Origin of the sequence: Streptomyces sp. SID13666 (genome assembly GCF_010548325.1) — a bacterium.
GTDB lineage: Bacteria > Actinomycetota > Actinomycetes > Streptomycetales > Streptomycetaceae > Actinacidiphila > Actinacidiphila fildesensis.
The window spans coordinates 1-10,619 of sequence record NZ_JAAGLX010000089.1 but is presented as its reverse complement, the minus strand read 5'-3'; the positions used below and the strand labels follow the sequence as shown (position 1 = coordinate 10,619).

Here is a 10,619-nt window from a genome sequence, read left to right as displayed (position 1 = left end):
ATGGCCTCCCGGCCGACCAGCAGGGGCACGGTCTGACCACAGAACTCGAACGGCTCCGGCATCGGAAGTGCTCACCTGCTGGCGGCTACAACATCAAGTCTCTACGACCCGATACGGCCCATTAGGCCACGATGCACATCGCCGAAGGAGCTGCCGAACTTCCTCAGGTGTCCAGCCGTCTCCTGGATCGCCTTCGGATCGCCATGGATCAGCTCCTTCGGCTCCTCGCTCCGACCCAGTTGCTGCTCGGCGACGGAGGCGCCCAGGTCATCGGCGAGATCGTCACCGAAGTCCTCTACCGCGTCGGCCGCGTCGTGCAGTCCGACGTAGTCCAAGCCGTCGCCGACCCGGTGTGCTGCCCAATCGGCGCCCTCTCCGGCCGCCTTCTTCCCCGAGTCGACGAGGTGTTCGAGGCCGTCCCCGGCCTGATCGACCTTGTCCTCGAGCCAACTGAAAGCCCCCATCAGCCTTCGCCCCCGGGCGGTGTCCGCACCCCGGTCTCGGCCTGCTGCTGCCGTTGTTCGGGCGACGGTCCGAACAGTTGGTCCCGCGCGGCCTCGACATCGTCCTCGTGTCCGGTGGCCTTTGCGACCTGTTCGTACAGGTTGAATCCCATCGGACCGTTGGACAGGTCCCGCCCGGTGTCCTTCCAGGTCTGCCCGATGTCGTGCTGGGCCTGCTCGACGGACTTGGCGCTGAAGTCGGGGTGCTGCCAGTCCGAGATCGGGTTGTCCGCCTTGACCCGATCCCAGGACATCCCCTCGACCTGCTCCTCGGTCAAGTTGGGATTCCCCATCGCGGCATTCGTGACGACCTTGAACGTGTCCTTGATGTACTGGTCCTCGTCATGGCTGATGCCCGCCGACAGACCCAGTCGCTCGGCGAACTCGTTGCCTTCCTGCACCAGCGTGCGTACTCCCCATTCCCAACGTGCGCAGAACGAGCCGAAGGCGGAGGTCAGACCACTGTGGCCAAGCTGCATTCCCGTCAACGCCAGATCGCCGAAACCGCGCCCGGTGTCCGCCGACCCCTGCGTCCCCAGAGACTTCAGCTCCCCGATGGCCCCGTTGAGGCCCTGGGCGGCCAGTGCCAGGGCCGCAGAGTCCACCGCGAGATCCTCGCCGCCCGTACTCATCGGAACATCCCTTCACCCGCGCGGGCGTCTAGCGCAACGGCATTCGGCACGATCCCCATCACCGGTGGAAAGATCATGGGCCGGTCGCTCCCCACGTCCAGGGCCACTCCCGCAGGTTCCTGCACTGCCGGAATCACGACGTCCAGCAACCGTGCCCCGAAAACGGTCATGTACTCCCAATCGGAGAGTTCCGATGTCTCCTGCGTCAACGCGAAGCGCGCCAGCGCCACTTCGCTGGAGAACCCATAGATCCAGCGCACTCCGCCCAGCGCCGCCGACCACAGACCGCCGCCGGTCACCGGCACCAGCACCGCAGCCCGCCGGAACGCATCCACCAGCGCGGTCGGGTCTCCGTTTCCGCGATACATGCCCTCCATCTCGCAGGTCAGGGCCTCCACGGCCTCTGCCGAGGCGAGCCTTCGCCAACTCGCCCTACCTGCATCAGGAGCCTGCTGCTCGCTTCCGGCCCCACGCACGATGTCGGACAACCGCGTGGGGCGGTCGGGCCTCGCCTGGTGATTCGGATCCCCGGAGGCCGTGGTGAGCCGTGCGATGGAGCCGGAGGCCGGTGGATGGTGGGTTCCGGTCCAGTCAGGGCTGGTCATCGTCGGCCTCTCTCCCGTGGGTCGGTCGTATGGCTACTACTGCGGCGGGGCGGGTGGACCTTGCTGCCAGGTGTGCTGGGGGTTGGTCTCGTACGTCGGGGGTGGGGCGGAGCCGTACGGAGGTGCCGGAGGCGGGCCTGGTGGGGCGGCGCGGCGGTTCCGGTTACGGACGACCAGCACCGCGGTGGCAGCTATGACGACGGCCGCGCCGCCGAATCCGAACCAGAGGACGGTGTTGCCGCTGTCGGAGGCGTCCGACGTGGCCTCCGCCTGGGCGGCGGGAGCAGTCGCGCTCGGCGCCGGCGCGGCTGCGCTCTCCGAGGGGACCGGGCTGTTCGGCGCGGTCTGGGCCTCGTATGCGGCGAGGGGATAGACGTCCGGTGCACCGGGGTCGCCGGGTGTCTGCAAGGCGACCCGGGGGCGGACGGCGCCGTAGCCGATGGAGTCGTTGCGCTTGGCCCCACTGGTGGGCGCACCGGCAGTGTTCAGAAGGACACGCAGAACCTGGTTGGCGGTCCAGGTGGGATGGGCGGACCAGAGGAGGGCGGCGGAGCCGGACGCGAGGGCCGTGGAGGGGCTCGTACCGGTCCCCTTGCAGTACCCGGACGCGGCGATCTGGGTGGGGCAGGCCCCGATGATCTCGTTTCCTGCAGCAGAGAGATCAACCTGCGGACCCTTGGTGGACGTCGGGATCGCTTTCACGTCTTTCCCGAGAGCCGCGACGCCGACAACGCCACGTGTGGCCGCCGGGTACTCGACGGGGCTTCCTCCGTCGCCGCTGTTTCCCGCAGCGGCGAAGATCAGTTTTCCCTTGGATCGGGCAAAATCTACCGCTTCTTGGAGGCTTTGATGCTGGGCTGCGTCCCCGATCCCGGAGTCGCCCAAAGAGATGCTGATGACACGGGCATCGCTGTCCGCTGCGTAACGGATGGCTTTGACCAACTCGGAGTAGAACTCAGGGTTTGCGGCGGCGCCGTTCTTCTCACCCTCGTTGTCCGGCAGGCGGAGGGGAAGGATCTTGGCTTTGGGAGCCACTCCGACCACCCCTGAACCATCGGCACCGTCACCTGTGCCGGCGATCAAGCTGGCCATGCTTGTACCGTGCCCCACCAGATCGATGTCTGCGGCTACAGGCTTGGTGCCGAAGTCCTTCCCCACAACAAGTTGTCCGCGGAGGTCGGGCGCAGTCCGGTCAACACCGCTGTCGATGACGGCAACCGTGATGCCCTTTCCCTCGCTGATCTTCCATGCTGCGGCAAGGCCCATCGCTTCGACGTGCCATTCCTGACCCCGGATCGACTCCGCGTGTGCCGGTACAGCTACTGATACGAATCCGATCAACGCGGCGCCACCGACTGAACCCACAGTCAGTGCGCGCTGCCTCCAACCAACCCGGTGTCGTCGCATATTCCTTCTTTCGGTGTCCCTCACGACTCCGCGTCGGGTCACTTGACGACCGGAGGACCTGAATCGTTATCGCGTTGCGTGCGATCCGGCTCGTCCTCGATCAGGTAGTCAGGACGTCGGCTGTTTCGTCGCTGCTTCTTCTCGCCCGCCTTTCCGGAGTTGGGGACAGCGCGCCCGGTAATTGCCGATACCCCGCTCGGAGCGGTCCCGCCCGTCGAAGTGCGTCCCGCTTGATTCGTCGCGCCCTGGGCGAAGGTGTCCGGTATGGCGGCGCCCTGCCTGCGGGTCCCGCCCACAATGCCTCCGGGTTGGCCGGCGAGTCGGCGCATGGAACTTCCGGAACTGCCCCGGGTCCCTCCCTGCTCACCGGATCCGGTGCCATGGATCCCACCCATCGGCGATCGGCGATCAGCGCCCTCCGCTCCGACGACGTTGCCCTTGGGGATCATGCGGCTTGGCGTGGTCCCTCGCACGGTCGCCTGCCCCCCATGAATGCCCGATTCGCCAACGGGCCTCAACCTGAGACCGTTGCCCGGGCCCCTGCCTGCCGGCGACCCTGGGGCCTGCGGAAGGCGTGGCGACGGCGTGCCTGCGTTCACTCGTCCATTCGGACCAGAGGAGAACGGAGGAGCGCCGGAACCCGTATCCGGAGGCACAAACGTGCGCGATGACGGCACATCACCAGCAACTCCGGACGGATGGTGAGTGAGCGGGGTCGAGGATGCCGGAGCCACTGGGGTAGTCGTGCCTGCCGAGGCGATGTGAGTGCCCGGATCGGCAGACACGGCTGCGGGACTCCCTGCCAGGTCCGCTGGAGCAACCGACCGGGTTGGGATCGGCCCGAGGTTGCTGCGGTCGGAGCCCGCATGAAGATGTGTCTTCGAAGCCGCGGTGTCAGAGCTCTCCCGTCCGGATCCCTCCGCCGATGACCCCGAGCCGTCGATGGGCACCGCCGTGAGATCCGACCGCCGATTGTCCTTCGGCAGAATGCGTGCAGGCACCGGCTGGAACGTCGGTGGTTCCTGGGCGCTGATCACGCTTGCCGAGTACTTGTAGGCCAGCGCCAGTTTGTTCATCTGGTCGACGGCGCCCTCGCGGGCTCTCTCCAGGTGGGTCACGGCCTGCTGGTTGGCGAGCTTGCCGTCCGGGTCGTGCTGGGCGACCAGGTCGGTTCGGTACAGGTCGACCATGGACTTGGCGTCGGCGGGGACCGGCGGCATGTCGCGTTTGACGGCGAGCAGGGTCTCGGCTGCTACAGCCAGGGTGTCACCGGCGCTCCTGGAGTACTCGGCAAGGCTGAGGGTGGACTTGGCGATGCTCTTGCCCCACTCCTTGAAGGCATCACCGCCATCGCTCTGCCAGTCGACGTAGGCGACCCGAGTGTTGAGGTCGCTGCCAATGCTGTCGATCGCCGCATGCGCGGCCAGGAGTTTCTGGCTGAGAGCTGTGAGCGCACCAGGGTCGGCGTCCTTGACCATGGCGAGCATTTCTTCATGGGAGCGGGCGTCGAACTCGTCGCCGTAGATCGCGGTGTGCGCGTCCTCGGTAATGCCGTCGAAGATTCCCACGACTCACCCCTCCCCTTCGCTGTTCAGGTGTTCCAGGTCCACGGATGGGGGCATCAGCCCATGCCTCCGCCGCCGGAGGTGTCCTCCGTGGGCGGAGTGCTGCCGGTGACGGAGGCCGGCTTCCGGGTGGCCGGCGCGTCCGGGTCGAGTTCGGGGTTGTAGTATTTCTTCGTCACATCGTTCAAATTGAGAAGGTGGTTGCGGGTATCGATGTCGACGTTCTCGTAGCCGACGCGCGCGATTTCGACGGAGATGCTCATGGCCTCGATCTGATTGGCCATGGTCGTCGACAGCAGTTCGAGTTGGGAATGCACATGGGTGTAGGCACTCATCAGCTCCTCGGCGCCCGCGAACCCGGTGCCGATCTGGCCTTGATGCAGTCTGCCGTCGCCCATCTTGTCCGGCGCGGCCTGGGAATCGTCGAGATCCTTGAGAAGACCGTCGACACGTTGCTTGAAGCCACGCAGATCCTGCAGGCCGATGTCCATGTCTCGCTCGAGCATGGCAAATCACTCCCCGTATTCCACCGTTGACTCAGCAGCTTACCCAGCTGCTACGACAGTCGCACTGGCCCCTCCCGTCACGAGCCCTGCGGCCGCCGTGCACTCTCCGTGTCCAACGCCGGTCCCTTGGGCAGGAATTCGGACCAGTTGAGCGGGACGGCATCCGGGGTCACCGAGTCGTAGCCGAGCCGGGCCTGAGCTTGGTTGACGGCTTCGTCCTCCTTCCTGGCCTTGGTTCCGTCGGCGGCATCGCTGTCGTTGTTACGAGGGACGGCGTAACGCAGACCGGTGTCGGTGGTCAGATAGAGGGTGCCGTTCCTGAGGTCCTTGCCGGTGATCTCCAGATAGAGAAGGCCGGACCCGGGGGTGACGTACGCGCTGGTGGCTCCGTCCACGATGGACGCCGGATACGCGGTACCGGCCCAGACACTGAGCTCGGGGCGGGCGCCGGCCGTACCTCGCAGAACGGAGCACGCGACGGTGCGGCCCTGGGCATCGTAGGTGCCGGTCTTGTTGACCTGGGTGGGCTGCTGGACGGGCCAGTCTCTGCCGGCGCCCGTGAAGACGGGGAGGATTTCGGTGGGGACGCTGGTGCGGATGGGTTCCGTCTGGCTTGTCATCTGCTCCAGCAGCAGCGCGGTGAACGCGGTGGTGGGGGCGACGCCCTCCTTCTGGACGACGTAGTACTCCTTGCCTGCCGCGGAGGTGGCTTCGAGGACATTGCCGATCCTGCTCTCCGCGGCCGACAGTCCGTCGACATGGGCCGGGTCGCCGAGGTGCGCGACCGTCGGGAAGACGATCGGACTGCCGGGATTGAGGGAACCGAGCCACCCCAGGGTGACGCGCTGCGGCTCGGCGGACTGGCCGAAGAGCGTACGGAGCAGAAGGTCCGTCTTCTGCCGGCCGAGGGTGCGTCCGTTCCTGCCCCCGAGCGGGAAACTCGTACCGTCCTTGTCGACGAGGTAGCGCGACGAGTCCGGGCTCTCTACGTAGAGCACCTCGTTCCCCGCCAGGCGTTTGCTGCTGTCGACCGCCCGGGCGTCGGCGCCGCCCAGTACGAACACCGCCTGGTCCGCCACCTTGTCCGCGCCGCTGCCGGGTCGGTCGCAGACGGCCCATTTCTTCGCGAGACCCGCTTCCACCGGACTGGGGAGGCGGTCGGGGGCGTAGGGGATGCCAATGGTGGCGCCGTGCTTGATGCCCGACTTGTCGATCACCGATTCCCTGACCTTGATGACCTGATAGCCCTGTGGGTCGAGGAGCAGCCTGGCGGAGGCGAAGTTGAGGACGGGGTGCAGGAGTTTCTCGCCCGTCCTCTCGTCCTTGAGGATGACGTAACGGGTGGTGGATTCATCGGCGACGATGACGTTCTTTCCGGGGTCGTCCCAGCCCTTGGGCGCGGTCGGTTTGACCAGACCCCAGGCGCCGAACCCCGCAAGAATCAGCGCGCCGACCACGATGCCCGGGGCCAGCGCGCGCAGCGGGCGTGGTGCGCCCTCCTCGGAACCGGATGGATTCGGCTGCAGAAACGCTGCCACGGTCCGCTTGCGAGCGAAGGTGTAGGCGTTGAGCTGTTCCTTGCGTGAAGCCATCCGCTGCCGCTCTCCCCTGCTTACGTGAATACGGCACTTACTATGCCGGGTTCGGCCCCTGCTGTATCGGGGACCCCCTGCGCCGCATCCGGCCATGACCAGAGGTCTGGCGCCGACGAGGTTCCACCGTACGGCCGAGTACGGATCATGAGGTGGCGTACCGATACGGTTGGCTGACTTGCGCACGCCGTAATGCCGTAACACGGAGGGATTTACCGGGGGATGAGCAGCGCGACGACCGCAGTGATGAGCGTGCACCCACGGCCAGGGCGGATCGGCGGAGTGCGGCTGCATCAGGTGGTGCTGGTGGAGATTGCCGCCGCGCTGGTGCTGGTCGGGTGGGTGACGAACAGGATCCTGCTCGTACCGATGGGCTTGGTGGCAGTGGTGTTGGTGCTGCTGGCGGTGCTGCGACGGCGGGGCCGGCCGGTCGCGGAGTGGCTGAACGCGGCGCTCATGCTGCGCGCGCGGCAACGGACGGCGAGTCAGCCGTGGGCACCTGATGGGGTGGATCCCGCGCTGGCACCGGTTGTCGAGTGCGAGGCGGCACTGCGGACGTGTACGTACACCGACCGGCAACGTGAACGCGATATCGGCATGGTGGGTGACGGGACGTTCCTGACGGCCCTGTTGCTGGTGCAGGCACGCGATGAACCACTGCGGATGGCACGCAACGCGCGGCCGCTGCCTTTGGCGCTGTTGCACGACGCACTGGAAGTGGACGACATCCGTCTGGAGTCGGTGCAGGTCGTGCAGTACACGCAGCCCGCGCCCGGACCGCATCTGCCCGAACAGGCCGCGGCGGCACGGTCCTACGGGCCGCTGCAGGAGAAGGCCGGTACACCGGCGATCCGGCTCACATGGATCGCGTTGAAGCTCGATCCGGAGTTGTGCCCGGAGGCGGTTCAGGCGCGCGGCGGCGGGGTCGGCGGGGCGCAGCGGGCGCTGCTGCGCGCCACGGACCAGCTGGCGAGTCGGCTCGCGGGGGCGGGAATCGACGCCTCAGTGCTGACGGAGGCGGAGGTGACGTCCGCGCTGGCGACTTCGGCCGGAGTGAATCCCCAGGCGAGCGCGCTCGCCGCGCGGGCCGGCGTGCCACTGCGGCGCACCATGGAGAGCACCCGTGCCTGGCGCTGCGACGACCGCTGGCACACGACGTACTGGGTCGGCCGCTGGCCGCACTTGGGTGCGAGCGCGGTCCCGGCGGCGAATCTGGTCGCCCTGCTGACCTCGATGCCCGCGCTGGCCAGCAATTTCAGCCTGGCGGTGTCGCGCGGGACCGGCCGGACGGCGGCGATCAGTGGATACGTCCGGCTGACCGCACGCAGCGACCAGGAACTGGTGTCGGTGCGGAAGCAGTTGGAACGTGCCGCGCGGGGAGTCAGGGTCGGCCTCGTACGGCTGGATCGTGAACAGCTGCCAGGCGTTCTGGCGACCCTGCCCCTCGGAGGAGCCCGGTGACAGCCAACGGCATGACGTCCGCGACCGCGACCGCGACGGCTGCGACCAGACAGGGGCGGCCGGGATTCGGACTGCTCGGCCCACGCCACGACCGGCACGTACTGCCCGCGGATCAGCTCGGCGCGCTGTCACTGCCGCTCGGTGACGACGGAGTCGTGGCGGGCGTCGACGCCGAGGGACAGCCCGCGGTACTCGGGTTCTTCCGCCCCTCCCAGCTCGATGTCGTCGTCATCGGCAGTGTGTGGACAGCGCAGGTGCTGGCCCTGCGCACGGCTGGCACGGGTGCGCGTGTGGCCGTCGAAACAGCCCGGCCACAGGCCTGGACGGGGCTGGCGCAGGCCGCGGGTGGCGGACAGCAGTGCATGACGGTGCACGACGTCAAACAGGTGGGGCCGCAGGGTCCTTCGGTTTCCAGCCCGGTGCTGGTCGTAAGGGACTGCGGAATGCGGCCACCGCGCAGTCGGCTGGCGGCCGGGCCGTGGCAGTCCGTACTGACACTCCTGCCCTTCCTGGGTCCGACGGCACCGCGGCTGCTCGCCAACGCCGGGCTGGTCGGCATCCAGCGGGTCTCTCCGGAGGAGGCGCAGGTCCTGTCCGAGATTCTGCGGCTGCCCCGGGCAGAGGCGGAGTCCCTGTCGTCCTTGGGCGACAACATGATGCTGTGGTGTACATCTCAACATCAGAAGTTCGTCATGCTGCAGCCGACGGATGTCGAGACGGGATTGCTCGGCACCCCGCGCCGTATGGACTAGGTCCTAAGGGAGGACCGGCTCCGGCGGGCTGACGAGGGCGGATCCGGAGCAGTGGGCGAAGGTCTGCGCGGCTCCCGGAGATCCGGCGGACAGGGCGGGCCTGCCGTGGAACTGCCACCGATGATTAGGCTGTCCCTCAGAGCGGCAGGAGCTGTAGGGGGGCAGACAGCCCGAACGGGGCGCGGCAGGTCTGCTGCGGTACACGGGGAGGGGATCAACGGTGAAGCACGCCGGATTCCTCGATCCCGTCCGCCGCGAGCAACCGGCCGACCGTGCGTCCCTGTCGTTCGGATGCGTTTCAGAGATATACCAGGAGGCATTGTGAGCAGCGATCGGGACGAGAACCGCGTGGGCGGGGCCGCCCCTGTCGAGGAGCAAGGCGACGCCGACTACACCGGTGAGTTCACCTTCGACTACACGCCGCCCGCCTGGTACATGCAGAACGCCGGTGGGGACGACAGCGGTGACAGCGGCGACGACCCGGATACGGACTCCGGTGCCGATGACGCTCCGGCTCCCGCGGCGGTGGAGGAGTCCCGGCCCGAGCCTGAGATCGAGGCCCGGGTGACGCCTCCGGTGGCGCCGGCTCCTCCTGCTCCGCTGCCCTTGAACCCGGTTTCGTCGCCTCCCGCACCGCCGGCTGCGCCGTTCGCGGCGCCGTCACCGGCTCCTGAGGCCGCGAGCGAGCCGTCCTGGTCGGCGACCTCGGTGCCGTTCGTTCCGGCGCCCGCACCTGCTCCTGCTCCGGAACCGGCTGCCGCCGAGGCTGCGGCGCCCGCGCCCGCCGCTTCCGCTGTTCCGGCGTTCCCGACGCTCAAGCCGAGCGTCGGCGAGGACCGTCCCGCGGACGCCCCCGTGGCGGTGCCCGAGCGGGACGACGACGAGCTGCCGGGCGCGGTGCGGAGCGAGTCGACGGTGCGGATCGCGCCCGGGTCGCTGCGCGCGCGGCCCGGAGCGGGTACGGCCGAGACCCCGTCGGCGCCCGTGGAGCCGGAGCCGAAGCCGGCACCGGTGGTGGACGCTCCGCCGTCCGAGGGTCCGGTGTGGGTGCCGACGCCGCCGCCGGCCCCGGTCGCGCCGTGGTCGCCGGCTCCTCCGCAGAGCGCGGTCCCGCCGCTGCCGCCGCACTTCCAGGCCGCGGACGCCCCCGCGCCGCCGCTCCCCGACGACCGTGCCACCCCGCCCACGGGTGCGCCCTGGCCGGCTCCCGCGCAGTCCGCGCCGACGCCTCCTGGTGCCGACTACACGTTCGCTCCCCCGGCGCCGTCCGACACCGTCGAGCCCGCCGCTCCGCCGGCCGGCTACGGCTTCCCGCCGGCCCAGCCGGGACCGGGCACGCCGAACCTTCCCGCCCCGCGCGCGGCGGCGCCGCTGCCGCAGGGCGGATACGGCTTCCCGCGGCCCGCCGACGCACCCGTAACCGCGCCCGCGCCGGCGCCCGTCCCGGAGGACCGGCAGGAGGACCGCACTCCCCCGCCGCAGCCGGCGTACGGATTCCCGCAGACGGGAGCGCAGCGACCGCCACTCGCGCAGGACGGCTACGGGTTCCCGCGACCCGCCGCCGACGCGCCCGGCCCTGCGCCCACACCGGCTCCG

10 protein-coding genes are annotated in these 10,619 nt (G+C 68.8%); 3 read left to right on the top strand and 7 right to left on the bottom strand.

Annotated elements, in window-relative coordinates; translation table 11 throughout:
* Positions 1-101: 101 nt before the first annotated feature.
* The 7 genes from G3I60_RS42995 to eccB form a co-directional block, all read right to left on the bottom strand.
* On the bottom strand, positions 102-464 hold the full coding sequence (locus G3I60_RS42995) for a putative T7SS-secreted protein (protein ID WP_164608523.1): 363 nt from the start codon (positions 462-464) through the stop codon (positions 102-104).
* A complete protein-coding gene (locus G3I60_RS42990) occupies positions 464-1,135 on the bottom strand; it encodes a hypothetical protein (protein WP_164298686.1) in 672 nt (223 codons plus the stop codon). The genes G3I60_RS42995 and G3I60_RS42990 overlap by 1 nt, the downstream gene beginning before the upstream one ends.
* Positions 1,132-1,533, bottom strand: a complete 402-nt coding sequence (locus G3I60_RS42985; protein WP_343242013.1) for an SseB family protein — start codon at positions 1,531-1,533, stop codon at positions 1,132-1,134. The genes G3I60_RS42990 and G3I60_RS42985 overlap by 4 nt, the downstream gene beginning before the upstream one ends.
* A 243-nt stretch (positions 1,534-1,776) precedes the next feature.
* Positions 1,777-3,006 carry a type VII secretion-associated serine protease mycosin gene (gene mycP, locus G3I60_RS42980; RefSeq protein WP_164298688.1) on the bottom strand — a complete coding sequence of 410 codons (1,230 nt, stop codon included), beginning with the start codon at positions 3,004-3,006 and terminating at the stop codon, positions 1,777-1,779.
* Between the two features lie 179 nt (positions 3,007-3,185).
* On the bottom strand, positions 3,186-4,715 hold the full coding sequence (locus tag G3I60_RS42975) for a WXG100 family type VII secretion target (RefSeq protein WP_164298690.1): 1,530 nt from the start codon (positions 4,713-4,715) through the stop codon (positions 3,186-3,188).
* A 53-nt stretch (positions 4,716-4,768) separates the two neighbouring features.
* The gene (locus tag G3I60_RS42970) at positions 4,769-5,218 is read right to left on the bottom strand and encodes a hypothetical protein (RefSeq protein ID WP_164298692.1); all 450 of its coding nucleotides are present in this window, start codon (positions 5,216-5,218) and stop codon (positions 4,769-4,771) included.
* 77 nt (positions 5,219-5,295) lie between these two features.
* Positions 5,296-6,810: a type VII secretion protein EccB gene (gene eccB, locus G3I60_RS42965; RefSeq protein WP_164298694.1), complete on the bottom strand. Its 1,515-nt coding sequence runs from the start codon at positions 6,808-6,810 to the stop codon at positions 5,296-5,298.
* A 222-nt stretch (positions 6,811-7,032) separates the two neighbouring features.
* Between eccB and eccE the strand changes: the two genes are divergently transcribed.
* The 3 genes from eccE to G3I60_RS42950 all read left to right on the top strand — a co-directional run.
* Complete coding sequence (gene eccE, locus G3I60_RS42960) at positions 7,033-8,271, top strand: type VII secretion protein EccE (protein WP_203675303.1); 1,239 nt, start codon at positions 7,033-7,035, stop codon at positions 8,269-8,271.
* Between the two features lie 11 nt (positions 8,272-8,282).
* Complete coding sequence (locus G3I60_RS42955; RefSeq protein ID WP_164298700.1) at positions 8,283-9,023, top strand: hypothetical protein; 741 nt, start codon at positions 8,283-8,285, stop codon at positions 9,021-9,023.
* Between the two features lie 321 nt (positions 9,024-9,344).
* On the top strand, positions 9,345-10,619 hold a 1,275-nt coding region (locus G3I60_RS42950; protein ID WP_343242012.1), incomplete at its 3' end, for an SCO5717 family growth-regulating ATPase.